24 protein-coding genes are annotated in these 24,135 nt (G+C 55.6%); 8 read left to right on the forward strand and 16 right to left on the reverse strand.

The genetic code is table 11. From position 1 onward, the window contains the following. Positions 1 to 6 precede the first annotated feature (6 nt). Genes ACUY4Q_RS01275 through ACUY4Q_RS01300 form a run of 6 tightly spaced genes read right to left on the reverse strand, consistent with a single transcriptional unit; the run spans position 7 to position 5,750 of the window. Positions 7 to 1,176, reverse strand: a complete 1,170-nt coding sequence (locus ACUY4Q_RS01275) for a M24 family metallopeptidase (protein ID WP_458045345.1) — start codon at positions 1,174 to 1,176, stop codon at positions 7 to 9. Continuing rightward, complete coding sequence (locus ACUY4Q_RS01280; protein WP_458045346.1) at positions 1,163 to 2,263, reverse strand: mandelate racemase/muconate lactonizing enzyme family protein; 1,101 nt, start codon at positions 2,261 to 2,263, stop codon at positions 1,163 to 1,165. Before ACUY4Q_RS01280 ends, ACUY4Q_RS01275 begins: the two co-directional genes overlap by 14 nt. Next, entirely contained in the window at positions 2,260 to 3,435 is a 1,176-nt protein-coding gene (locus ACUY4Q_RS01285) for a M20 family metallopeptidase (RefSeq protein ID WP_458045347.1), read from the reverse strand. Before ACUY4Q_RS01285 ends, ACUY4Q_RS01280 begins: the two co-directional genes overlap by 4 nt. A 14-nt stretch (positions 3,436 to 3,449) precedes the next feature. Continuing rightward, positions 3,450 to 4,190 carry an amino acid ABC transporter ATP-binding protein gene (locus ACUY4Q_RS01290; RefSeq protein WP_458045348.1) on the reverse strand — a complete coding sequence of 247 codons (741 nt, stop codon included), beginning with the start codon at positions 4,188 to 4,190 and terminating at the stop codon, positions 3,450 to 3,452. Beyond that, positions 4,187 to 4,912, reverse strand: a complete 726-nt coding sequence (locus ACUY4Q_RS01295) for an amino acid ABC transporter permease (RefSeq protein WP_458045349.1) — start codon at positions 4,910 to 4,912, stop codon at positions 4,187 to 4,189. The genes ACUY4Q_RS01290 and ACUY4Q_RS01295 overlap by 4 nt, the downstream gene beginning before the upstream one ends. A gap of 28 nt (positions 4,913 to 4,940) precedes the next feature. Next, positions 4,941 to 5,750, reverse strand: a complete 810-nt coding sequence (locus tag ACUY4Q_RS01300) for an ABC transporter substrate-binding protein (RefSeq protein WP_458045350.1) — start codon at positions 5,748 to 5,750, stop codon at positions 4,941 to 4,943. Between the two features lie 191 nt (positions 5,751 to 5,941). On the opposite strand from ACUY4Q_RS01300, the gene ACUY4Q_RS01305 reads away from it, so the two are divergent. Then, positions 5,942 to 6,838 carry a GntR family transcriptional regulator gene (locus ACUY4Q_RS01305; RefSeq protein WP_458045351.1) on the forward strand — a complete coding sequence of 299 codons (897 nt, stop codon included), beginning with the start codon at positions 5,942 to 5,944 and terminating at the stop codon, positions 6,836 to 6,838. A gap of 51 nt (positions 6,839 to 6,889) precedes the next feature. Continuing rightward, the gene (locus tag ACUY4Q_RS01310) at positions 6,890 to 7,675 is read left to right on the forward strand and encodes an SDR family oxidoreductase (protein WP_458045352.1); all 786 of its coding nucleotides are present in this window, start codon (positions 6,890 to 6,892) and stop codon (positions 7,673 to 7,675) included. 52 nt (positions 7,676 to 7,727) lie between these two features. Here ACUY4Q_RS01310 and ACUY4Q_RS01315 read toward each other — a convergent pair whose 3' ends face one another. From ACUY4Q_RS01315 to ACUY4Q_RS01335, 5 genes are all read right to left on the reverse strand, one after another. After that, on the reverse strand, positions 7,728 to 8,414 hold the full coding sequence (locus tag ACUY4Q_RS01315; RefSeq protein WP_458045353.1) for a helix-turn-helix transcriptional regulator: 687 nt from the start codon (positions 8,412 to 8,414) through the stop codon (positions 7,728 to 7,730). A gap of 33 nt (positions 8,415 to 8,447) precedes the next feature. Further along, positions 8,448 to 8,813, reverse strand: coding sequence for a VOC family protein (locus ACUY4Q_RS01320; protein ID WP_458045354.1), 366 nt, complete (start codon positions 8,811 to 8,813; stop codon positions 8,448 to 8,450). Between the two features lie 795 nt (positions 8,814 to 9,608). Continuing rightward, positions 9,609 to 10,961, reverse strand: a complete 1,353-nt coding sequence (gene gorA, locus ACUY4Q_RS01325) for a glutathione-disulfide reductase (RefSeq protein ID WP_458045355.1) — start codon at positions 10,959 to 10,961, stop codon at positions 9,609 to 9,611. 90 nt (positions 10,962 to 11,051) lie between these two features. Beyond that, positions 11,052 to 11,894: a 23S rRNA (adenine(2030)-N(6))-methyltransferase RlmJ gene (locus tag ACUY4Q_RS01330; protein WP_458045356.1), complete on the reverse strand. Its 843-nt coding sequence runs from the start codon at positions 11,892 to 11,894 to the stop codon at positions 11,052 to 11,054. 372 nt (positions 11,895 to 12,266) lie between these two features. Further along, a complete protein-coding gene (locus ACUY4Q_RS01335; RefSeq protein WP_458045357.1) occupies positions 12,267 to 12,716 on the reverse strand; it encodes a hypothetical protein in 450 nt (149 codons plus the stop codon). Positions 12,717 to 12,944: 228 nt separating this feature from the next. On the opposite strand from ACUY4Q_RS01335, the gene prlC reads away from it, so the two are divergent. Both prlC and rsmJ read left to right on the forward strand, forming a co-directional pair. Then, positions 12,945 to 14,987, forward strand: coding sequence for an oligopeptidase A (gene prlC, locus ACUY4Q_RS01340; RefSeq protein WP_458047230.1), 2,043 nt, complete (start codon positions 12,945 to 12,947; stop codon positions 14,985 to 14,987). A 129-nt stretch (positions 14,988 to 15,116) separates the two neighbouring features. Further along, the gene (rsmJ, locus tag ACUY4Q_RS01345) at positions 15,117 to 15,881 is read left to right on the forward strand and encodes a 16S rRNA (guanine(1516)-N(2))-methyltransferase RsmJ (protein ID WP_458045358.1); all 765 of its coding nucleotides are present in this window, start codon (positions 15,117 to 15,119) and stop codon (positions 15,879 to 15,881) included. 435 nt (positions 15,882 to 16,316) lie between these two features. Here the strand turns inward: rsmJ and uspA are convergent, their stop codons facing one another. Beyond that, positions 16,317 to 16,754 (reverse strand): universal stress protein UspA, encoded by a 438-nt coding sequence (uspA, locus tag ACUY4Q_RS01350; RefSeq protein WP_458045359.1) that lies wholly within the window; start codon positions 16,752 to 16,754, stop codon positions 16,317 to 16,319. A gap of 398 nt (positions 16,755 to 17,152) precedes the next feature. Here uspA and uspB point away from each other — a divergent pair, with 398 nt between their 5' ends. Next, positions 17,153 to 17,488, forward strand: a complete 336-nt coding sequence (uspB, locus tag ACUY4Q_RS01355) for a universal stress protein UspB (protein WP_458047231.1) — start codon at positions 17,153 to 17,155, stop codon at positions 17,486 to 17,488. Between the two features lie 96 nt (positions 17,489 to 17,584). Here uspB and pitA read toward each other — a convergent pair whose 3' ends face one another. Next, on the reverse strand, positions 17,585 to 19,087 hold the full coding sequence (gene pitA / locus ACUY4Q_RS01360) for an inorganic phosphate transporter PitA (RefSeq protein ID WP_458045360.1): 1,503 nt from the start codon (positions 19,085 to 19,087) through the stop codon (positions 17,585 to 17,587). Between the two features lie 229 nt (positions 19,088 to 19,316). On the opposite strand from pitA, the gene ACUY4Q_RS01365 reads away from it, so the two are divergent. Continuing rightward, the gene (locus ACUY4Q_RS01365) at positions 19,317 to 20,516 is read left to right on the forward strand and encodes a BaiN/RdsA family NAD(P)/FAD-dependent oxidoreductase (protein ID WP_458045361.1); all 1,200 of its coding nucleotides are present in this window, start codon (positions 19,317 to 19,319) and stop codon (positions 20,514 to 20,516) included. Here ACUY4Q_RS01365 and ACUY4Q_RS01370 read toward each other — a convergent pair. The 3 genes from ACUY4Q_RS01370 to ycgZ form a co-directional block, all read right to left on the reverse strand. Next, complete coding sequence (locus ACUY4Q_RS01370; RefSeq protein WP_458047232.1) at positions 20,513 to 20,779, reverse strand: biofilm development regulator YmgB/AriR family protein; 267 nt, start codon at positions 20,777 to 20,779, stop codon at positions 20,513 to 20,515. The genes ACUY4Q_RS01365 and ACUY4Q_RS01370 overlap by 4 nt on opposite strands. A gap of 51 nt (positions 20,780 to 20,830) precedes the next feature. After that, positions 20,831 to 21,142, reverse strand: coding sequence for a hypothetical protein (locus ACUY4Q_RS01375; protein WP_458045362.1), 312 nt, complete (start codon positions 21,140 to 21,142; stop codon positions 20,831 to 20,833). Positions 21,143 to 21,274: 132 nt separating this feature from the next. Continuing rightward, on the reverse strand, positions 21,275 to 21,517 hold the full coding sequence (gene ycgZ / locus ACUY4Q_RS01380) for a regulatory protein YcgZ (protein WP_458045363.1): 243 nt from the start codon (positions 21,515 to 21,517) through the stop codon (positions 21,275 to 21,277). Positions 21,518 to 21,873: 356 nt separating this feature from the next. On the opposite strand from ycgZ, the gene ACUY4Q_RS01385 reads away from it, so the two are divergent. Continuing rightward, positions 21,874 to 23,088, forward strand: a complete 1,215-nt coding sequence (locus ACUY4Q_RS01385; RefSeq protein WP_458045364.1) for a diguanylate phosphodiesterase — start codon at positions 21,874 to 21,876, stop codon at positions 23,086 to 23,088. A 240-nt stretch (positions 23,089 to 23,328) separates the two neighbouring features. Continuing rightward, positions 23,329 to 24,066, forward strand: coding sequence for a MerR family transcriptional regulator (locus ACUY4Q_RS01390; protein ID WP_458045365.1), 738 nt, complete (start codon positions 23,329 to 23,331; stop codon positions 24,064 to 24,066). Positions 24,067 to 24,135 lie beyond the last annotated feature (69 nt).

Genomic DNA, 24,135 nt, shown 5'->3' on the forward strand with positions numbered 1-24,135 from the left:
TCTTCCTTACAGCAGGGTTAATGGGCGAGCCAGGCTACCAAGCTGGCGATATCCGGTTTCGGTTACTACCACGGTTTCACTGACGCCAACGGTGAACTCACCGTAGATGCGCAGGGCAGGGGGAATGTGGAACGTCATGCCAGGTTGCAGCTCGGTGGTGACACCGCTGTACAAACTGAGGATGCCGCCTTCGCCCCAGTCGGGAGCAAAGGCCACACCGATGGAGTAGCCGGTGCGTTTTTTGAAGTTGTCGGTAAACCCGGCGTGGTCGATGACCTTCTGGCAGGCGAGGTGCGGTGCTTCACAGGTCGCCCCTGGACGGATCGCATCCAGCGCGGCCTGTAGGGCCTCCTGGCACACCTTTTCCATTTCCAGAGCAATAGCCGGCGGACGGCCCAGCCAGGCGGATCGCATCAGCGCGGCGTGGTAACGATCGTGAGCGGCGGACATCTCCAGGAAGACCGGATCGTTATCCTGCATCACACGACGACGCCAGGTACCGTGCGGCACACCGCTGCGCGGGCCGGTGGAAACCAGCGGCTCCATGCCGACATACTCGGAACCGGCGGCAATCGCGGCACCCATCATGGCGGAGACCAGCGCGTTTTCGTCGGCGCCGCTGCGAATCGCGGCCATCCCGGCGCGCATACCGGCATCCACGTAGCGGGCTGCAGCGGCGATTTTGTCCACTTCGGCTGCTGATTTCACCGCGCGCAGAGGCTCGATGACGCCTGCGGTATCGGCGATGGTGCCGAGTTTCGATTGCAGCAGTTCATACACCGCAATCGGCAGGAACCAGCCGCGTTTGTCCAGTCCGATGCGCTTGTTGAGCCAGCCGCGCTGTTGCAGCATGCCGACCAGGAAGTCCACCGGGTTATCACCGTCCTGATAGACGGCGGCGTCAGAAATAAAGGTGTTGGCGATAAAGTTAAAATATTCGAGCTGGCGAATCACAAACACCGGTTCCCCTTCTACCGGCAACAGCAGTGCCTGGAAGGTGTAATAGCCGGGGGTTTGCTGACCGGTTAACCAGAAAATATTCTCCGGTCCGGTGACAATCATCACATCTACGCCCGCCTGGTTTAAGCGTTCGCGGGTGCGCCGAATGCGCTGGGCATACTCGTCGGCAGCAAATGCCGACTCGCTGCCCTGAATGACGTTGTTAATATCTTGCATCACTAAACTCCTGAAGGAAGGTGGCCCGCGCGGCGTCGAACTGCACGCCCAGGCCGGGAGAATCGTTGACCGCGACACGTCCGTGCCGGTAATCCAGCCCGCTGACCGGATCGTCGGTTAAGCCGTCTGCGCCATACAGCTCGGCAAAATCGGGTTGCACGACACGGCAGAGCTGAAGGGCGGCAGCGGTGGCGGCGTGGCCCTCGTTCATCTGACCGACCATAAAGGGCACGCCTGCTGCCTTGAGGCGTTTTGCCGCCGCCAGCGTCGGGGCGATACCGCCCAGTTTCACCAGCTTGAGATGGCCCCACAGTGCGCCTTTGGCCGCCGCTAACCGCGTAATGGCAGCATCGCTGTTGAGACTTTCATCGAGCATGACCGGAATGCCGTAGTCGTAGAGTTCAGGTAACTGGTCGTCGTGCGCCGGGCTTAAAGGCTGCTCGATATAGCTCAGCGCCAGCGCGCGAAGCTGAGGAAAGGCCTTGTGCGCCTTGGCCACTGACCACTGCCCGTTGACGTCGATAGCCAGTTCTATCTGCTCACCAAAGCGCTGGCGCAGGGCGTGCAGGCGCGCCAGATCGGTGGCGAAATCCGCTACCCCGGTGCGCAATTTCAACTGGGTGAAACCGCGCTCGACATAGCGCCAGGCCTGGTCAAGCATCTGGGCTTCGCTTCCCCAAAACAGGGTCTGGTTGGTGGGCCAGGACGCCGGGCGGTGAGGTGCGCCGAGCCAGGCCGCGACGCTCAGGTTTTGCTGGCGCGCCAGCAGGTCGTGCAGCGCCATGTCCAGCACCATACGAGAAGGTGAAAGCAATGCGCTGCCCGGTGCGTGCACGGCAGCCAGTAGCGTTTGCGCGCTCTGCTGCCAGTTCCATCCGGCGAGCATCGTCAGCAGATTGTCCAGCACCTGGCTTTCGCTGTAGCCGTGCAGGTAGCCAATGTTGAGCCGTACTTCGCCAGTGCCGATTACGCCCTGGTCTTCAAGGCGCAGCCAGAGAGTGTCGAGTGCGGTGACCGCGCCGGAGGCGGCGGTGTGCAGCGTGACCCCGGCGTAGTGCAGGTCGCCCCGGTAGAGTTGCGCTTTCACGATGCTGATTCCACGGGCAGCATCGCCAGCGCGATATCGATGTAGATATGCGCCGCCGCGATGAACTCATCGACAGGGACGAACTCATCCGGTTTATGCGCTACCGCCAGCGAGCCGGGGCCAATGACCACCCCTTTTGCGCCCAGCGAGCGGAAATGGACGAGGTCACACCCGCCCTGGAAACCAAAGGGGCCAGGCTCGCGCTGTCCGTGACTGCGGCAGGCCACCAGACTTTGCTCGACGATGGCTTCACTGCTGTCGGTTTGGGTGGCGCCCCCGGTCGTCGGCTGCCAGGCGATGATTTCAGCGTCCACACCTGCATGAGCATGGGCGTGATCGAGAAGTTGCTGCAGTTCAGCTTTGACGGTCTCTTCGTCTTCGCCGGGTACCATGCGCCGGTCGAGCAGCAGCTCACAGCTGTCCGGCACCACGTTGTCGGCGTGACCACCGTGAATGCGGGTGACCGTCAGGCTGGCGTTACCCACCAGGTCGTGGCAGCGGCAGCGCACCTGCTGGTGGTGCGCCTCTTCAATCAGCCCCAGAAGACGTGCTGACTGATAAATAGCATTGACCCCCAGTTCCGGCGTGCCGGAGTGAGCCGTGACCCCGTTGACCCGCACGCGGGGGCGCAGGCTGCCTTTGTGGGCAGAGAAAGTGGCGTTGGAGGTTGGTTCACCGATCACCGCGAAATCAATGGTCGGCGGGTTATCACGCACGTAGTACTTCGCCCCTTCGCTGGCGACCTCTTCATCGGCGGTGAACACGCCCATCAGCGTGCCGGACCACAGATTTCGATGCGTGACCAACTGGCGCAGGGCTTCAATCATGGCGACCAGCGGCCCTTTGGCATCGCAGGCACCGCGTCCGTACAAGCGCCCGTCGCGCTCGGTCAGGGTGAAAGGATCGCTGCTCCAGCCGGTGCCCGCCGGCACGGTATCGATATGGGTGTTAAAGGCGAAGCAGGGGCCGGGGCCATTGCTCAGAACGGCAATGACGTTGGTGCGCCCCGGTGCATATTCGCTAAAAGAGAGGTCGAATCCGGCGGTGATCAACCAGTCGGCCAGGCACTCGGCGGCCTCGCGCTCCTGACCCGGCGGGTTTTCTGTGTTGATCGCCACCAGCTTCGCTAAGTTCTTTTTCATGCGCGCGCTGTCAACCTGATACGTAGACATAGGTCACTCCGGGATTAATGTAATATTTGGGTCAGGAAGCGCTGCGCACGCTCGCTGACATTGCCGGCGAAGAAATCATCGGTGTTGGCGCGATCGATGATTTCGCCCTCTTCCATAAACAGAATTTTATTGGCGGCCCGGCGGGCGAAGCCCATTTCATGGGTGACCACCATGCTGGTCATCCCCTCCGCACTCAGCTCTGCCATCACTTCAAGCACTTCACGAATCATCTCCGGGTCGAGCGCTGATGTCGGTTCGTCGTAGAGCATCAGTTCGGGTTTCATCGCCAGCGCACGGGCGATCGCCACGCGCTGCTGTTGCCCGCCGGACAGCTCGTCCGGGAAGTGGTCGGCGCGTTCGTTAATGCGTACCTTGGCAAGCAGCTTGTCCGCCAGCTTGCGGGCATCGATGCGGTTCATGCCGAGCACCGTCATCGGGGCCAGCATGATGTTTTCCGCCGCCGTCAGATGGGAAAACAGCTCGTAGTTCTGGAACACCATGCCGATACGCTGGCGCAACTGGTGGGCGGGGACTTCGCCCCGGCTGATGTGCTGGTTGGCAAAGAACACGTCACCGCTGTCGGCAGGGGAGAGCATGTTGACGCAGCGCAACAGGGTAGATTTCCCCGAGCCGGATGGCCCAATCAGCACCACGGTTTCGCCACGTTGCAGCTCCAGGGAACAGTTCTTCAGCACGGTCTGGCGACCAAAGGTCTTATCGATGCCGATCATTTCCAGCAGCGGTTTCTGGCTCATGGTGCCTCCCGGGCAGTTTTCGGTAATTTAAACAGGCGGGTCAGCCGCTTCTGGCTTTTGCTGCGGCGCTGTTTCGGGTCCAGCGCGCTTTCCAGCCACGACTGGAAAATCATGAACAGCGTGGTGAGCAGCAGGTAGTAGATGCCCGCTGCGCAAAGCGCTTCGAAGTAACGGAAGCTGGCGCTGGCGGTCTGGTTGGCGACCAGCAGCAGCTCCTGCACGGCGATGACCGAGACCAGCGCGCTTGATTTCAGCATGCTGATCATCTGGTTACCCATCGGCGGCAGGACGATGCGCGCCGCCTGAGGCAGGACGATTTTGCGCATGATCTGCCCGTTGGTCATCCCCAGCGCCATGCCGGCGGTGCGTTGACCGCTTTTCACCGCCTGCAGACCCGATCGCAGAATTTCCGCCATATACGCGCCCTCATTGAGGGAGAGCGCCAGTACCGCACAGGTAAACGCGGAGAAGCGTAAGCCGAAGCCTGGCAGCACGTTGTAGACAAAGATTATCTGGAACAGCACTGGCGTCCCGCGAAACAGCCACAGGTAGAAAAAGGCCAGCCCTTTTCCGGTGCGAAACGGCGCTTCCTGTAACAGCGCCAGCACCAGACCCAGCACCACGCCACACAACAGTGAGCAGAGGGTAATCAGCAGCGTCATCCACGCACCCTGAATAAACTCGGGTGAGAGGAAGTACTGCCACATTAATTCAATCGACATAGCTTTCTCCGGTTAATGGCAAAACGGGTTAGAAAATCGCAACGGAGTCAGGGAAGTTCCATTTCTTGATCAGTTGCGTGTAGGTGCCATTTTTAACGAGGCCCTGGAGGCCTTTTTCCAGCAGGGCATGGGTGGCGGTATCGCCTTTACGCACGGCAAAGGCGATGTGGGTATCGGCTTCGAACTCTTCGCCTACCGCTTCGAACATGCCGGCTTTTTCGGTCAACAGCGCGACAGTGCCCGGTGTGGAGAGGAATTCGGCGTCGGCACGACCCTGAGCGACAGCAACGGCAGAGTCGGTGGCGGCTGGGAATGTCATCACGTTAATCGCCGGTTTTTTGGCGTCCAGACAGTGCTGGTTATTTGCTCTTGCCTGACTCTCTTCGATCCCGCCCAGGGTCACGGCGATGTTCTTGCCGCACAGGCTGAGATCGCGCCCGGTGATCTTTTCCGGGTTGCCTTTGCGCACCACCACGCGGCTGCCAATTTTCAGGTAGGGTACGAAGTCGACCTGCGCGGCGCGGGCCGGGTTGACGTACATGGCCGAGTTAATGATGTCGAGGCGTTTGCCCTGTAGGGCAGGAATCAGCCCCTTGAACTCCATCGGCATGGGGGCAGGCGTCAGTTGGATCTCTTTGCTCAGGGCGTTAATCAGGTCGATGTCGAACCCGGTCAGCTTTCCCTCTTTCATGAATTCAAACGGCATAAAGGTCGCTGCCGTGCCGTAGGTGAGTTTGCCGGGGGCAATGGTTTCTGCCGCCTGGCCTGCCAGTGGGAACACGGTCAGCGCGAACATCAGTGTGCGTACGCGGCGAAACAGTAAAGATTGGCTGGACATAGTCGTCTCCTGGTTAAGGTCTAAATTGAATTTAGTGACTCAATAAATACAATTGTAAATGTGAAGAAATTGTCTCATCCTGGTGCGCCTTGCACGTTAACCGTGCAGTCCTTGCTTTATTTTGCTGCGTTTTGTTGCCCGTGCTATTGTATCTTTCGACCACAATAATGCATTCCAGGGAACCTCTTTCCATGCAGCCTGACTCCACTGCGAGCAGTCGCCGGATAGCCCGGCAAATACTCGACCTGATCTCTGAAGCAAGATTCGATCCAGGTCATCACTTACGTGAACAACATCTTGCCGATGCGCTGGGTGTTTCGCGCACGCCGGTGCGTGCCGGGCTGAAAGAACTAACCCGTATGGGGGCGGTTGAAGCGCGGCCTAATCAGGGTTTCTTCCTGCTCAAACGCAGCGATGAACTGGAGTTGCTGGAGATTGAACAATCCAAGAGCAATGACCAGAAGCTGTATGAGCGACTGGTGCACGATCGCATTGCGGGCGTGCTGCCGGAATCTTTTACCCAGACGGAAATCAGCCAGCGCTACGATGTCGATCGCGGCGTGCTGACCCGCACGCTGGTAAAGCTGTCAGAAGATGGCCTGATTGCCCGCAATGCCGGGCACGGCTGGCGCTTCCAGCAAACCCTGAACTCCGATGTGGCCCTGCGCAACAGTTACGGTTTTCGCCTGATGATTGAACCGGCCGCGCTGCTTACCCCCAACCTGCACGTAGACAGGCAAATGCTCAAACGCCTGCGCGCCCAGCATCTGCGCCTCATCACCCACCCCGACGTCACCCAGGTGCCGGCAAAAGAGATTTTTGAAACCGATGCGGCATTTCATGAACTGTTGGCGGAAGCCAGCGGCAACCTGTTTGTGTTGCAGGCCATCCAGCAGCAAAACCGACTGCGCCGTCTGCTGGAGTTCGGCAGTTATCACAATAAGCGTCGGGTAAAAGAGTGGTGTGAGGAGCATGTGGCGATCATCGATGCCCTGCGCGAGAACAAACAGGAACAGGCGGCGGAACTGATGAGAAAGCACCTGCAATACGCCTTTGATCAGGTGAACGTGAAAAACACCCGCGCATAACTGGCACTACTCTTGCACATATTGCTTCTGAAAATACAATCAGGAGCAGTTATGGATTTCCAGATACAACAACGTGTGGCACTGGTTTGCGGTGCCGGAAGTGGCCTCGGGCAGGCGATTGCCGTTTCGCTGGCACAGGAAGGGGTGAAGGTGGCGGTCACCGGGCGTAACCCGGAAAAGCTGGCCCATACCGTTGAGCTGATTACCGGCCTGGGCGGCACCGCACAGGCCTGGCAACTCGACCTGGCGGCGCCCGAGCAGTTTGATGAGATTCTTGGTGGCATTCGCCAGCACTGGGGAGATATCGATATTCTGGTGAACAACTCCGGTGGCCCGCCGCCCGCGCTGGCGCAGGGGACGGAGGGCGCACTCTGGCAACAACAGTTCTCCGTGATGGTCGCCTCGCTGATTCAGCTCACCGATAAACTGCTGCCTGCCATGCGCCGTCGTGGTTGGGGGCGCATTATTACCACGACCTCTTCCGGCGTTATTGCCCCAATCCCCAATCTGGCGCTGTCGAACGCTCTACGCATGAGCCTGCTCGGCTGGTCGAAAACGCTCGCCAGTGAAGTGGCGGCCGACGGCGTGACGGTGAACGTGATGGTGCCGGGGCGTATCGCCACCGACCGCGTGGGGCAACTGGATGCCATCAAGGCGAAACGGGAAAACAGCAGCGCCGAAGCGGTGGCCGAGAAAAGTCGCCTGTCTATTCCGGCAGGCCGTTACGGTGAGCCGCAGGAGTACGGGGCCACCGCTGCCTTTCTGGCAAGTCAGCCCGCCAGCTACATTACCGGCGCGGTGATTCGGGTCGACGGCGGATTGATTGGCTCAATTTAGTGGGTAAGGGATGCGAGCAGAGAATGCCAGCCGGCTGTGGAGCGGACTGGCATTACTGTTCATCGTCTGCGCTTGCAGAAGCCGCTTTTTGCTGGCGGATAAAATCCTCAAGCGAGCGGTCGGGGCGGTCGGCAAAGGATTTACCCGTCAGTGTCACCGCCAGACACCGGTCCAGACGGAAGCAGCGGTAATCCTGACGCAATTCGCACCATGCCACCAGCACCCATACCTCTCTCCAGAACGACAGGCCCAGCGGATGGATCGCCCGCTCAGAGCCTTCGCCTTTGTTGTTTTCATAACGAATGTAAACTTCATCATGCTGGCGCATGGCCTGATGGAAAACATCAAACCAGCGCCTTGCCTGCGGGTACCTGCCAAAGTCGGGCGTCAGAATGCGGCGGTCGGTGGGTAAGACTGCCAACAGCTTTTCCTGTGCTGACCCCGCCGCCTTTGCCAGCGTGTCGCCACTCCAGGTTTGCAGCATGCCGATCGCGGCAATCAGCGCTTCCACTTCCATGCCGGTAAACATCAGCGGCGGGATATCAAAGCCCGGCATCAGGCGATAGCCGCTCCCCGCCTCTCCCTGAATGGGTACGCCGGAGAGCGACAGATCGCGAATGTCCCGGTAGACGGTACGCTCTGACACCTCCAGCCTTTCCGCCAGCATGGCCGCCGTGACCCGGCGGCGTGTCCGCAGGATCTGCACTATCTGAAAAAGCCTGTCGGCACGGCGACTCATGGTGGGTTTCCTGTCAGTGGGGGGTTATTGCTTTCAGGCCGGTTGGTGCAGCCCAACTTTATTTCCTTCACTGTCAATGATAAGCGCGATGGTGCCAATATCATCCGGCAAAATTTCTGGGCCGAAGCAGCAGGTGCCGCCTTTTTCTGCCACTTTTGCCAGCGAAGCAGCGATATCAGCAGTGTAGAGATAAACCACGCTACCGCTGGTGGACGGCTGGAACATCTCCGATTTTACCAGCGCGCCACCAATCGACGGTGCCTGATAGTGAAAGACAGACATAGAAATGCCCGCGACATGCTCCTGACGAAATTGTGCGTTAACGCAGTATTCGTAAAAGGCCGTTGCCCGCGTCAGGTCCTGCACCGGAATCTCAAACCAGTTGATAATGTTGCTCATGTTCTCGTCCTCGTTGTGTTTTCGACAACGAGATAGTGCCACCCCCCTCCTGACAGCATAGTGTCAGGAGTGATTAGGGATTTTGCCGGATGACGGCTGACGCCTTATCCGGCCTACGGGATCAATCGCGGCAGGCTTTTCTCCGTCTCCCATCGGGCTGAGGAACACCCGCAAAAAAATGCGGGCACAGTCGGTCCCCTCTCCCTTCAGGGAGAGGGATCCCCAGTAATATTACGTATTCCAGCGATAACATCGTGCCATGAGAATAAAACAGTTACAGCGATGACTGGGTCCGGCTGAAAATCGACGAAGCGTATCCGTAAGGCAGGGGCGACGCGCAGGGATGCGCGGCGAGGGCGACTTTACAGGGACGTTACCTTCGCCCGTCCCCGATAAGCCTGAAGGAATGCGCTGAGTGAACCGCGCCAGCGGCGATTTTCCTGGCCGGGAGCCCGGGTCGCCAGGGCGGTGGCGGTGAACCGCCCTGGCACGTTCACGAGTTCTGGAGCGATAGAAAAGCAAGGAACATAAGGTGAACGGAATGCCCCCCAGAGCCGCATGTTTCCCCTCACCCTTGCCCTCTCCCCGGTGGGGCGAGGGGACTGCTCGTGCACGCATTTTGTCTCGGGATTCCTCAGCCATTGAGGATCGGGTGGGGTGAGGGGGCAGAAACGTAGGCCCGATAAGCGTGCGCCATCGGGCGTTTCTCAACGTATGTTCTGGCTAATCGGCAAAAATAAAAAAGGCGCTGAATCAGCGCCTTTTCATTCTTCACCAAAGCATTGATAACGCTGCTTAGCGCATCGTCACAAACTCTTCGGCCGCCGTAGGGTGAATCGCCACGGTGTTATCAAAGTCTTTCTTGGTGGCACCCATTTTGAGGGCGACCGCGAAGCCTTGCAGCATTTCATCCATACCGGAGCCAATGCCGTGGATACCAACAATCTTCTCTTCCGGGCCGACGCAGACTAACTTCATGCGGCACGGCTGGCGGTGCGAGGTGACGGCGGTGTACATGGCGGTAAAGGATGAACGGTAAACCTTCACCTGTTCATCACCGTACTGCTCGCGCGCCTGCGGCTCGGTTAAACCGACGGTGCCAATCGGCGGGTGGGTAAACACCACGGTCGGGATGTTGCTGTAATCCAGATGCTCATCCGGTTTGTTGTTAAACAGGCGTTCTGAGAGGCGACGGCCTGCCGCCACGGCCACCGGCGTTAGCTCAACGGCACCGGTGTTGTCACCCACCGCATAGATACCCGGAACCGACGTATTCTGGAATTTATCGACGACGATATAGCCTTTTTCGTCAGTTTTCACGCCGGTAACGTCCAGATTGAAGGTGTCATTAGCCGGTTCGCGACCAATAGCCCAAATCAGGCAATCGACAGTCTGCGAGCGCCCATCTTCCAGTTCCAGCGTCAGGCTGCCATCGGCATTTTTTACGAGCGCTTTTGGAATCGCTTCTTTGTGCAGCGTCGGGCCTTCGGCAGCCATAATTTCGACCAGCGTTTCGCTAATCATCGGGTCGAAGCTCCGCAGCGGCGAATGCTTGCGCACGTACAGGTGTGTCTCAGCCCCCAGACCGTTAATCACGCCAGCCAGTTCCACCGCGATGTAACCGGCACCGACAACTGCCACACGTTTTGGCAGCGCAGGTAGCGCAAAGAAACCGTCGGAGTCGATACCGTATTCGGCACCCGGAATGTTCGGATGGCTCGGGCGACCACCGGTGGCGATCAGGATGTGATCGGCAGTGATCGTCTCACCGTTGACCTCGATCGTCTTCGCATCGACAAAACGGGCGAATCCACGAATCACATCGACGTTATTCTTACCCAGCACGTTGTCGTACGAGGTATGGATGCGATCGATATAGGCAGTACGGCTGGCAACCAGCTTCGCCCAGTCGAAATGGTTAATGGTGGCGTCGAAACCGTAATCCGGGCCGTACAGGTGAATGGCTTCGCGGATCTGCGCCGCATGCCACATCACTTTTTTCGGCACACAACCCACGTTCACGCAGGTACCGCCCAGCTCTTTGGCTTCAATCAGCGCGCATTTCTGGCCATACATCGCCGCACGGTTGATGGAGGCGATCCCGCCGCTGCCGCCGCCGATGGCGATGTAGTTGTAGTGTTTGCTCATATCCATAGTCCTGAACGAGGTTGAAAACTGTCGCGATTGTAGCGCGCAGCGGCGAAGGTTCCCTCAATCGCTGCGATTACTCCGGTTCTGTTACTCAGGTACAACCCAGTTAACGAGCGTGTGCCCGGTACCGCCCGGCACCAGTGTACGGTGCAGCCACGGCAGCACGTTATTCATCTGTGCTTCTAACTTCCACGGCGGGTTAATAACGATCATGCCGGACGCGGTCATGCCGCGCTGGTCGCTATCCGGGCGCACGGCCAGTTCAATTTGCAGGATTTTGCGAATGCCGGTGGCTTCCAGATCTTTAATCATGCGTTTGATTTGCGCACGCAGAACAACCGGGTACCACAGGGCGTAAGTGCCGGTGGCAAAGCGTTTGTAGCCTTCATGGATGCCCGCAACCACGGCCTGATAATCAGATTTCATCTCATAGGGCGGGTCAATCAGCACCATACCGCGACGGGAAACCGGCGGCAGCTTGGCTTTCAACTGCTGGTAACCGTCGGCACGTTCAACGCGGGTACGCTCATCTTTCTGGAACTCCTGACGCAGTAACGGGAAGTCGCTCGGGTGCAGTTCAGTGAGGAACAGGCTGTCCTGCTCGCGAAGCAACTGGCGGGCAATCAGCGGCGAGCCAGGGTAGTAGCGCAGGGTGTCATTGCGGTTAAAGTGGCGCAGTACGCTCATATAAGGCTCCAGCTCTGCAGGCAAATCGTCCTGCTGCCAGATACGCGCAACACCTTCCAGATACTCCCCGGTACGCTCGGCATGTTCGCCGGAAAGCTGATAACGCCCCGCGCCCGCATGGGTATCCAGGTAGATAAAGGGTTTATCTTTTTCTTTGAGCGATTCGATGATCAGGCTCTGAACGGTGTGTTTTAATACGTCGGCATGGTTGCCAGCGTGAAAGCTGTGGCGATAACTGAGCATGGAGGCAGAGATTCCAGAAAATGAACGTGATTCAGCACAGTTTACCGTAGATTGCGTTGAAATGCCGTTGCCCGATGCGCTTGTTTCAACCCCCGTTAAAGCGTTTCAAAATTTATCCGTGTCACAAAAGCGTCAAACGCCAGCCCTGGCGTCGTGGGCAGGCAAGGTAATCGTTTGAATGAAAGGCTAAAAAATGAAAATTCGTACGACGCTGTTAATTGCCTCCCTGCTGCTGGCGTAACAGGCAATGGCAAAAGATGTGCCGGTGAACGTGGCCCAGGAGATGGCTAACACCACCACTCCGACTTCCATTAGCCCGTCGTTTGACGCCCTGGAAGCGCAGTCGCTCCCGGCGCTGGCGTCCTGTGTAGTTCAGAGAGTGAATGCGTTCAGTTGGCGCACGCTGGCAGCGGGGTTGGCGCGTTTCACCGCCTCCAGAAAGTCGGCGAAATCGGTGTGAAACAGGGTGTAGTTGTGGCGAAAACGTGCCTGTTTCGTCTGGCCTTCGGTGGAGTAAGTGACAATCCAGAATGAGCGGTTATTGACTTTGATGCTGTCCCGTTCGACTTTGGTAATGGCGCTCAGCGGCACGGATTTTTTCACATCCACCTGAATCTCATAAAAGTTCTCTTCATCAAAATAATAGGTTGTGGGTAACAACTGCCCGCCTTTGCCGGGGCGGAAGGTTTTGGTGGGGATAGATATCTTTCGTAAGCCCTTATCCGCTTCTGCCCCCTTTTTACGACGCCGCCATTTCGGGAAAGTGAGTGCCAGCCCGATAAGCGCCAGCAGGGGCAGTATCGCCAGAATGAAATTCAACATACGCTCTCCTTGTAAACGTTATGCTAAGTATACGCACTGAGGCCGAGTTATGACCCTGATTCCTGAGTAAAAATGGCAGAGTACGACGATACAGCGATGGCAGCAATTAGCCGTTACGCGCAACGTCCGCCATTGAAATCCTCTACACTTAACCCCATGCTACAACGTTATGCAGAGCGCCGGATTGTGCGCTTCATTCACTTTCTTAAACAGGACAGGACTGCGCATATGACCAACCCATTGTTGTCGCCTTTCGAATTACCGCCATTTTCAAAAATCCTGCCTGAGCATGTCGTACCTGCCGTTACGAAGGCACTGGATGATTGCCGTTCGGCGGTGGAAAGCGTGGTCGCACAAAGCGGGCCTTTTACCTGGGACAACCTTTGCCAGCCGCTGGCTGAAGTTGACGATCGCCTGGGCCGTCTTTTTTCCCCGGTCAGCCACCTGAATTCCGTACAAAACAGCCCGGAACTGCGCGAAGCCTACGAGCAAACCCTGCCGCTGCTCTCTGAGTACAGCACCTGGGTCGGTCAGAACGAAGGGTTGTATAGCGCATATCGTGACCTGCGCGACGGTGAGCATTACGCCACGTTGAATACCGCTCAGAAAAAATCTGTCGATAACGCCCTGCGTGACTTTGAGCTGTCCGGGATTGGTCTCGATAAAGAAAAACAGAAACGTTACGGTGAAATTGCCGCGCGCCTCTCCGAACTGGGCAATCAGTACAGCAATAACGTGCTGGATGCGACCATGGGCTGGAGCAAACTGATTACCGACGAAGCCGAGCTCTCCGGGATGCCGGAAAGCGCCCTTGCCGCAGCGAAAGCGCAGGCCGAAGCCAAAGAACAGCAGGGCTACCTGTTGACTCTGGATATCCCAAGCTACCTGCCGGTGCTGACCTACTGCGACAATCAGGCGCTGCGTGAAGAGATGTACCGCGCTTACAGTACGCGTGCGTCCGATCAGGGTCCGAATGCGGGCAAATGGGATAACAGCCCGGTGATGGAAGAGATCCTCGCCCTGCGTCATGAACTGGCACAGCTGCTTGGTTTTGAAAGTTATGCCTTTAAGTCTCTGGCAACCAAAATGGCGGAGAATCCATCGCAGGTACTCGACTTCCTGAACGATCTCGCGAAGCGTGCGCGCCCACAGGGGCAGAGAGAGCTGGCACAGCTGCGCGCCTTTGCCAACAAAGAGTTCGGCGTCGACGACCTGCAGCCGTGGGATGTTGCGTATTACAGCGAAAAACAGAAACAGCACTTGTACAGCATCAGTGACGAGCAACTGCGCCCCTACTTCCCGGAAAACAAAGCCGTCAGCGGGTTGTTCGAAGTGGTGAAACGCATTTATGGCATCACGGCGAAAGAGCGCACGGATGTGGACGTCTGGCACCCGGAAGTGCGCTTCTTTGAGCTGTATGACGACAATAATGAACTGCGTGGCAGCTTCTACCTTGACCTCTATGCCCGTGAGCACAAACGCGGCGGTGCCTGGATGGACGACTGTGTCGGGCAGATGCGTCTGGCGGATGGTTCACTGCAAAAACCGGTGGCCTACCTCACCTGTAACTTCAACCGTCCGGTCAATGGAAAGCCTGCGCTCTTCACGCATGATGAAGTGATCACTCTGTTCCATGAGTTCGGTCATGGTCTGCACCATATGCTGACTCGCATCGAAACCCCAGGGGTCGCCGGTATTAGCGGTGTGCCATGGGATGCCGTCGAGCTGCCGAGCCAGTTTATGGAAAACTGGTGCTGGGAGCCGGATGCGCTGGCATTTATCTCCGGTCACTATGAAACCGGCGAGCCGTTGCCGCAGGATCTGCTGGATAAAATGCTGGAAGCGAAAAACTACCAGGCGGCGCTGTTTATTCTCCGTCAGCTGGAGTTCGGCCTGTTCGACTTCCGTCTGCATGCAGAATTTAACCCGGAGCAGGGCGCCAAAATCCTCGACACGCTGTTTGAGATTAAAAACCAGGTGGCGGTGATGCAAAGCCCGTCCTGGGGCCGCTTCCCGCACGCATTCAGCCATATCTTCGCCGGTGGTTATGCAGCGGGCTACTACAGCTACCTGTGGGCGGATGTCCTGGCGGCGGATGCTTACTCTCGCTTTGAAGAAGAGGGCATTTTCAACCGTGAAACTGGCCAGTCCTTCCTCGACAACATCCTGACCCGTGGCGGTTCGGAAGAGCCGATGGAGCTGTTCAAACGCTTCCGTGGGCGCGAACCGCAGCTTGACGCGATGCTGGAGCATTATGGTATCGAAGGTTAATCCCCTTCATACTTCAAGCTGCCTCTGCGGCAACTGTACTCACGAACCCTGGCCACGTACGCTTGTACGCTCCCAGGGTTCGTTCCCTTGTTGTCTTGATGCAACTCGAATTATTTTGGGTACCACGTAGTGAAAATCTGTTTAATAGATGAAACAGGCGCCGGAGACGGCGCCTTATCTGTTCTTGCGTCCCGTTGGGAACTGGAACATGACGATGAGAATTTGATGGCGCTGGTGCTGACGGAGTCTCGTCTGGAGCTGCGTAAACGCGATGAGCCGAAGCTTGGCGGCATTTTCGTGGATTTTGTCGACGGGGCGATGGCGCATCGACGCAAGTTTGGCGGGGGACGTGGCGAAGCAGTCGCCAAAGCGGTGGGCATTAAGGGCAGTTATCTGCCGGATGTAGTAGACGCCACGGCGGGGCTGGGGCGTGATGCGTTTGTGCTGGCCTCGGTGGGCTGCCATGTGCGTATGTTAGAACGTAATCCGGTGGTCGCCGCGCTGCTGGATGATGGGCTTGCACGCGGCTATGCCGATCCGGAAATTGGCGGCTGGTTACGGGAACGGTTGCAATTGATTCACGCGTCGAGCCTGACCGGGCTTGCAGAGATCACGCCGCGCCCGCAGGTGGTCTACCTCGACCCGATGTTCCCGCATAAGCAGAAAAGCGCGCTGGTGAAAAAAGAGATGCGGGTGTTTCAGTCGCTGGTGGGACCGGACCTGGACGCCGATGGTTTACTTGAGCCTGCGCGTCAATTAGCGACCAAACGTGTGGTTGTGAAACGCCCGGACTATGCGCCGCCGCTGGCGAATGTCGCGACGACCAATGCGGTGACCACCAAAGGCCACCGGTTTGATATTTATGCTGGCACACCGGAGCAGAGTGCGCTCTGATGCCCTCACCCTGGCACGTTCACGGGGCGGAAGAATCCCCAGTAATATTACGTTTTGCAGCGATAACACTGCGCCATGAGAACACAACAGTCACCGCGATGACAGGGTCCGGCTGAAAATCGACGAAGCGTATCCGCAAGGCCGGGGCGACGCGCAGGGATGCGCGGCGAGGGCGACTTTACAGGGAGGTTACCTTCGCCCGTCCCCGATAAGCCTGAAGGAGAAGCTGAGTGGACCGCGCCAGCGGCGATTTTCCTGGCCGGGAGCCCGGGTCGCCAGGGCGGTGGCGGTGAACCGCCCTGGCACGTTCACGGGTTCTGGAGCGATAGAAAAGCAAGGAACATAAGGTGAACGGAATGACCCTCAGAGCCGCATGTTTCCCCTCACCCTGACCCTCTCCCACGGGGAGAGGGGATTGTTCCATGGGTAACCCGATTACTCTTCTTCTTCGTCCTTCAGCGGGACGATCAGCATATCGACGTGAACGGTGTTAATCAGCTGGCGTGCAGACGACATCAGCTTGCTCCAGAAATCCTGATGATGACCACACACCACTAAATCCATATCGTATTTTTTGATGGCATCTACCAGCACCTGGCCCAAATCACCGCTGCCGCTCAGGGTTTCGGTGATGGGGTAGCCTGCGTTGGTGGAAAGCTCTGTCAGGGCCTGATGCGTTTCATCGGAGATACGTTTTTGCATATCGCCGAGGTTAACGTCAATAAGGCCGGTGTATAGATCGGAATAGTTAACATCGACATGAATCAGGGACACTTTCGCGTTGTAAGGGCGCGCCATGGAGACTGCTTTCTCGACCAGCAATTTGCTTTCGGGTGAGAGGTCTACCGCGATGAGTATGTGTTTGTAAGCCATAATGTTACTCCTTCCATAAGTTGTCGATGACCACAGGGTCGATCCCCTATGATGCAGTGGCACTTCCCAGGTCCTGCATTCCACCAGCGCCGGTAGCGCATGGCCTTAAGGATCTCATTGTAGAGGATATTTCTACCTTATAACTCTCTTCAGAAACCGTCAATGCGCCACGATCACGAATCACTTAACGCATATTTGCAACCAGAATGAATAGAACGCATAACGATGTGGCAAAAAAATAGACTGATCTCCTACACTATTTAATGAGCCGTTCGGATATAAGTTTGTGATCCCGATCGGTTATTGGTAACACTCTTCACTGAATGACTTGGGTGATATCTGGGAGCGGTAGTCCCGGAGCAGGTTTCCGTGGGCAGGTCGCCGGGAGAGTAAATATGATGATCAGCACCGTCGCGCTGTTTTGGGCGTTATGCATCGTTTGTGTTGTTAACATGGCACGTTACTTTTCGTCGTTACGTGCTTTGCTAGTGGTACTGCGTGGTTGTGACCCGTTGCTTTATCAATATGTAGATGGCGGAGGCTTTTTTACCTCCCATGGACAACCTGGTAAGCAGATGCGTTTGGTGTGGTATATCTATGCCCAACGTTATCGCGATCATCATGATGATGAGTTCATTCGCCGTTGTGACCGTGTACGCGGTCAGTTCCTTTTAACCAGTGCGTTGTGCGGCTTGATTGTCGTGAGTTTGATAGCGTTGATGATATGGCACTGAGCCTATAAAAACGGGCCAGCAAGCTGACCCGTTTTTCCCCGTCATTCTTCATGTTGCATGTGCGTTGTCGCCTGCCTGCAACTTAGGGTAGTGCTTTTAAATCAGCTTCAGCGCTATCCAGTACAAACCGCCCGAAAGCAGGATGGACGCCGGCAGGGTAAATACCCAGGCCATCAGAATGCTGGTGACGGTTTTGCGTTGCAGACCCCCGCCATCCACAATCATGGTCCCCGCCACGGAGGACGAGAGCACATGGGTGGTGGAGACCGGCATACCGGTATAACTTGCCAGGCCGATAGAGACGGCTGCCGTCATCTGAGCGGACATCCCCTGCGCGTAGGTCATCCCTTTCTTACCGATTTTCTCACCGATGGTGGTCGCTACACGACGCCAGCCAATCATCGTACCCAGGCCCAGCGCTAACGCGACGGCCATGATAATCCAGATAGGCGCGTATTCGATGGTGCTCAGCATATCGCCTTTCAGCTTCTTGAGCAGGCGCTGGTCGTCAGCATTGACTTCAGGCAGCTTGGTCACTTTATCGGTGATATCGGACAGGCAAAGCATGATACGGCGCAGCTGGCTACGCTGTTCAATCGGCAGTTTGTCGTAGCTTTCAATGCCGGTCAGCATCCCTTTTGCCGTGTCCAGCGCCAGAATGGCGCGGCCAGGGTGGCAGTGGAACTCGGTCGGGTTCGCGACCACATCGGTCGGTGCCGGCACGGGTGCCATCGGGTCAACGCCGGTGACTTTCTGCAGCAGGTCAGGATGCTGCTGGAAGTAGGTTTCAACGTTGTTGACCGCATCACGGGTACGGGTGATGTCATAACCGGTGGCATTCATGTTGACCACGAAGCCTGCAGGCGCGACGCCAATCAGCACCAGCATAATCAGGCCGATGCCTTTCTGACCGTCGTTGGCGCCGTGGGAGAAGCTCACGCCAATGGCAGAGAGAATCAGAGCGATACGGGTCCAGAATGGCGGTTTCCTTTTACCGTCCTGCTTTTCACGTTCAGCAGGCGTTAAATGGATGCGATTACGCTTTTTACTTCCACTCCAGAAGCGGCGCAGGAGGTAAACCAGACCCCCGGCGAACACCAGCCCGACGATAGGGGAGATGATCAGTGAACCAAAGATGTTGATCACTTTTGGAATGTTCAGCGCGTCCACCACTGAGGTGCCGGTCATCAGGGCGTTGGTTAAACCAATGCCGATAATCGCGCCAATCAGGGTGTGAGAACTGGAGGCCGGCAACCCGAGATACCAGGTGCCAAGGTTCCAGATAATGGCTGCCAGCAACATTGAGAAGACCATGGCGAGGCCATGAGCAGAACTCACGTTGAGCAGTAAATCGGTCGGTAACATATGCACAATCGCATACGCTACGCTTAGCCCCCCCAGCAGAACGCCAAAGAAGTTAAACACAGCGGCCATAACAACAGCTAACTGCGAGCGCATTGCACGCGTATAGATAACCGTCGCTACAGCGTTTGCGGTGTCATGGAAGCCGTTGATCGCTTCATAGAACAGCACAAAAACCAGAGCAAGCAAAAGTAATAACCCGGTATGAAGATCCAGGCCGGCAAATAAATGTAGCATAGACGTTACGCCATCTTGGGGACATGAACGCGGCGCATTATCAGTGACTTTAGTGACATCGGCAAAGTGAAATATGGACTTTTTTTGACATTCTTTATGAATTTACATCTCTGATTTAATCGTATTCTCATAGTTTTCAATGAAATGGATGAATGTCGGGATATTCGGGCTGGTGCGACCAGCTTAGAAAATTTACAATTCGCGCGACTAAAAACGAGTGAGGTGAAGTGTGGAACGGTTTGATGCCATCGTTATCGGTGCCGGTGCGGCAGGAATGTTTTGTGCCGCTCAGGCAGGGCAGGCAGGATTGCGCGTGCTGTTACTGGATAACGGAAAAAAACCAGGCCGCAAGATCCTGATGTCTGGTGGTGGTCGCTGTAACTTTACCAACCTTTATGTTGAACCCGCGGCCTATCTCAGCCAAAACCCCCATTTTTGCAAATCCGCCCTCGCTCGTTATACCCAGTGGGACTTTATCGAACTGGTGGGTAAATACGGCATTGCCTGGCATGAGAAGACCCTCGGTCAGCTCTTTTGCGATGACTCCGCCGATCAAATCGTCAATATGCTGGTGGCGGAGTGTGAGAAGGGGAACGTCACCACGCGCCTGCGCAGTGAGGTGTTGAGCGTGTCGCGCGATGAAAGCGGTTATACGCTCGAGTTGAATGGTGAGACGGTGGGGACGCCAAAGCTGGTGATTGCGTCGGGTGGATTATCCATGCCGGGGCTGGGCGCTTCGCCGTTTGGCTATAAAATTGCTGAGCAGTTCGGGCTTAAGGTCTTGCCAACGCGGGCGGGGCTGGTGCCATTCACGCTACACAAGCCGATGCTCGACCAGTTCCAGGTGCTGTCCGGCGTGTCGGTGCCGTCGGTCATTACCGCTGAAGACGGCACGGTCTTTAAAGAAAACCTGCTCTTTACCCATCGCGGCCTCTCCGGCCCGGCGGTGCTGCAAATTTCCAGCTACTGGCAGGCGGGCGAGTTCGTCAGCATTAATCTGTTACCGGAGTGCGACCTCGAAAGCCTACTGAATGAGCAGCGCCAGGCGCATCCGAATCAAAGCCTAAAAAATACGCTCGCGATGCAGTTACCCAAACGTCTGGTGGAGTGTTTACAGCAGCTTGGCCAAATTCCGGACGTGACCCTGAAACAACTCAATAGTCGCGAACAGGATGCCTTAATTGACACGCTCACGAACTGGCACGTGCAACCTAACGGAACAGAAGGTTATCGTACTGCGGAGGTCACCCTGGGTGGGGTGGATACGCATGAGCTCTCCTCACGCACCATGGAAGCCCGCAATGTGCCTGGCCTCTATTTTATCGGTGAGGTTATGGATGTGACAGGTTGGTTAGGCGGTTACAACTTCCAGTGGGCATGGGCCAGCGCCTGGGCGTGTTCACAGGCACTGGTTGAAAGTCGTGCTTAGATATCGTCCAGCGTGTGATCGACCACGATCTCCAGCGTTTTGCGGACGACATCGCCGGTGACCACATCTTCTGTGTTCTCCAGCAGGTTAATAAGGCGCAAAATAATGGCCTTATTCGTAATCTGCCCTTCATAGGCGAGAATACTGCGAATCACGCCGCCAAGGATGGCTGCCTCTTCTGCGAGCATTTCACCTGCGTTTTTGAAATAGTCGGTAAGCGCACTATCCGGCAGATTTGCATATTGCTCTGTTGGGTCAAACATCGCTTGGCTCATTTATTCACGCCTTAAATTTAGGATTGATGCCGGGTGCCATCAGTGCTTTTTACTGCGCCCCTGACGTTGGCGATCGCCGAATAATGGATAAACATTATCTTCGGCCTCTTTTTTACGTACTACTTGCTTACCTTCTTCTTGCTCGCCCGCAGGGGTAATATGGCTATGACTGATCTCATCAATCAGGCGCGCCAGCATCTCAATGCGTTGTCGCTCTTGCTCGTTGCCCTTCATCGTCTGCAACCTGGCAATAAGGGACAACGTATTGATCGGGCCATTCTCATGGAGAAGAGACAGTACTGCTTCCCCAATCAGCTCATCGGTAAGCTGTTCAATATCACTACTCTTCATAACTGCATCTCTGATTGCCGCACCGTTCAGAAAGTGAAACGCGGCAGTGAGTTAATCCTCCGGTACAGTCGGCAGGCTTCCTGGAATGCCCGCCAGAATCAACTCAATTCACAGGTTAGTGCTGCGTTTTGTTTAGTCTGGGCCAAAGAGCAAGCCAATCAGCATCTGATAATGGTTCTCTTCTTCCGGTGTCGAAGCCTGGTCCAGTCGGCTCAAAAGTTTGGTGCAGAGTGATTTCCTGTTCAGATGTCGACCATCTTTAAGGATCTCCACTACAATTTGCCCAAGGGTTTCTTGCTGAGTCGGCAGGTCCGCCTTGTTAAAATACTGGGCAATCGCATTCGCTGTATCCGGTAGGTAGCCGTTCTGCTGCATGGGTCACTCCTGTAAAACCAATTTTTTACTCTTAATAAAAAGAGACATCTAAGTTATACAACTATAGGAAAACTGTACATGAAAGTTGTACAAATTTAACCTTCTTTTTGATCAATAAATGCTAGTAGTTAATTTTCAAAGAGATAGATGTAAAGAATCAGGTGAAACCAGGCGTTTCGGTCTACACTTTATGCGCAGTATTTAGAAGGTGATAAGTAAAGCCTCAGGGATTGCAGGATTTTTTGTCATTTCAACATCACTCAGTTGTATACCCGCCGTTGGTCACGATGGTTAAAAGACCCCCTGCGTATGCCCCCGTTATTGTGGCGATTACAACGCTTTCTTTCGGAAAGTTCATGCTTACAACAATCATTTACCGTAGTCATATCTGCGAGAATGTCCCTTTCTCGGTGCTCGAGGATATGGTTTCAACGGCCAATAATAAGAACTGGCACGTTGATGTCACCGGCATTTTGCTGTTCAACGGCACTCACTTTTTCCAGTTACTGGAAGGGCCTGAAGAGAAGGTTTCAACCATTTACCAGCATATTTGTCGGGATAAACGGCATTACAATCTTGTTGAGCTACTGCGTGACTATGCGCCATCACGTCGATTTGGTAAGTGTGGTATGGAACTCTTCGATTTACGCGAGTATGACCGCGAAGAGGTCCTGCAAAGCGTGCTCGATAAGGGCACCTCAAAATACCAGCTGACCTATGAAGATCGCGCCCTGCAGTTCTTCCGCACCTTTGTCGAAGATCTCGAGAAAGAGAACTACTTCGAAATCCCTCCGGGGGATTCGTGGGAATTTCTTCCTGACGAACAGCCCGCCTCCACGAAAACAGTCAGTTCCGATCGCAAAGCGGGCTGCCATTTCGCCTTTCAACCGATTATCGATCCGTTCGCACGCGAGGTGGTTTCGCTGGAAGCCCTACTGCGTACCCCTGAAGGTGATTCACCTCAGGCCTGGTTTGACGAGCTGAAGGGCGACGACATTTATGAAGCCGATTTGCGCAGCAAGAAGGTGGCGTTTGCTATGGCAGCCGCACTGGAGCTGGGCGAACAGACCTTATCTGTTAACTTACTGCCGATGACGTTGGTGAAAGTACCCGGTGCGGTAAATTTCCTCCTTCAAGAGATCAAAGCCAATGGCCTTGTGCCCGAGCAGGTGATTGTGGAGTTTACGGAAAGTGAGGTTATCTCCCGTTTAGATGAGTTCACCGAAGGCGTCAAACTGCTCAAAGGTGCGGGTTTCCGCGTGGCGATCGATCACTTCGGCGCCGGTTTTGCAGGACTGCTTCTGCTGGCGCAATTTCAGCCGGAGCGAATCAAAATTAACCGCGACCTTATAAAAGATGTACATAAGAGCGGGCCACGGCAAGCCATTGTACAAGCCATTATCAAATGCTGTATTTCGCTGGAAATCATGGTCTCCGCCGTGGGGGTAGAGCAGGCGGAAGAGTGGATGTGGCTGGAGTCTGCCGGTATCTCTCAGTTCCAGGGCTATCTCTTTGCACGTCCCGAACTTGGGGCGATTCCGGTCGTAAACTGGCCGGAAAAAACGGCCTGATTCAGGTTTAATCTTCCCCATTTACTGTTGATTCAACCCATACTATCCAAAGAGAGATCTTTGATGGTATGGGTGTGTTTTCTCATTCTTAATTGAAATTCGGGTTCTGAATTTTGAGCAATTCAGGTTATGCTTTAGCACCTGCTGTTCCATAGTTGTACAGCATAAAATGAATTGTACAACCTGTCCGTATTAGCTAGTTTAGATATACATGTATCGGGTTTAAGTACGAGGGAACTAATGACCTTTTACAGTATTGGCGATGTGGCCGAACGATGTGGAATTAACCCTGTCACACTGCGTGCCTGGCAGCGGCGCTATGGCTTGTTTAAACCTCAGCGAAGCGAGGGTGGGCACCGACAGTTTGATGAAGAAGATATTCAACGCATCGAGAATATTAAACGTTGGATCGAAAGCGGCGTGCCTGTTGGTAAAGTTAAGGCGCTGCTGGAAGAAAACAAAGTGGATTCGCATGAAGGTTGGGAATCACTCCAGGAAGCGCTGATGGCCTCGCTCCGTCATGTCCGCCCTGCCAAACTCCGCGCTACCATTGCTACCTTCTGCCGTGAACATCCGGTTGATGCGCTTATCGACCATGTTTTTGTGCCAGTGCGTCAGCGACTCTCATTGGACCAAAATACAGCCCGCGCCATGTGCAGTCTTCTGGACGGTATTTTAATCGATCATGCCATTCTGGCATTGACCCGTGCGCGTAAGAAGTTAGGTAAAGAGGCCCTGCTGATCGGCTGGAGCATTGACGATCGCACACGCCTGTGGCTGGAAGCATGGCGTTTATCGCAACATGGCTGGAACATCGACGTGTTAGCCGAACCCCTTGACTCACCACGACCCGAACTTTTCCCTGGCCAGCACATTTTTGTCTGGGCAGATAAAACGCTGTCGCGTCATCAACAAGAGCAGCTTATGCACTGGCAAAAACAGGGATTCGCCATTACTCACCATGAGACCGCGCTCTGATTAATTATTCTTTGTTAAATCAATACACTACCAATCAAATATTCAGGGGGTTATTTTCCCCCTCGACAT

The sequence above is a fragment of the Phytobacter cepae genome (assembly GCF_054165735.1).